Genomic DNA, 576 nt, shown 5'->3' with positions numbered 1-576 from the left:
ATCCGACAAACTTTTTTAAAAATGAACCACCAGGATATTTACCAAAAGTTCCAGCTATTGATTGGATAACTCTAGCAAGTTTAAGGGATACAGAAAATAGTTTTTTTGATTTTGATTCTCCTGATGATCAAATTCCGGGTATTACGACAGCCGGGGATCTTAAAACATGGTTTAAAAAAGCTGGCGCTGAAATTGTTTACGAAATTAATACAAACATAGTAAACCATATAACAGGTCCTAAATTAACGTTAAAAGATTTATGTCGCTTAAATTCTTATGTTCGTGAAGATACGCACGTAGTCATGTTGATAACATCACGAATGTTTGATACAAGAGTACCTATTGCAACTAAAAACCATTGGATTGTTTTGGCAGATAAATTAAAGTTAATAAATGGTCATGAGGTAACTGAACAAACTCTACTAACGGAACTAGTAGAGCTTATATGTTTTTCATGGGGTAGTGTAGATAATCAATTACTAGATAATACGACTTTAGCTGATGTTATGAGATACTCTTATGCAGCTTTTGTGATAAGTAAAATACCATAAAACGGAAAATTAAATGGCATTGAAA

1 pseudogene is annotated in these 576 nt (G+C 32.3%); it reads left to right on the top strand.

Annotated features, from left to right (window positions below):
- Nucleotides 1-551 (top strand): annotated as a pseudogene (locus tag H3S73_RS13530) (hypothetical protein); the annotation flags it as partial.
- Nucleotides 552-576 lie beyond the last annotated feature (25 nt).

It is taken from the genome of Gilliamella sp. B14384G12 (genome assembly GCF_016101825.1).
Lineage (GTDB): Bacteria > Pseudomonadota > Gammaproteobacteria > Enterobacterales > Orbaceae > Gilliamella > Gilliamella apicola_N.
Note: the sequence above shows the minus strand (reverse complement) of the source record. Positions and strands in the feature narration are given on the sequence as shown.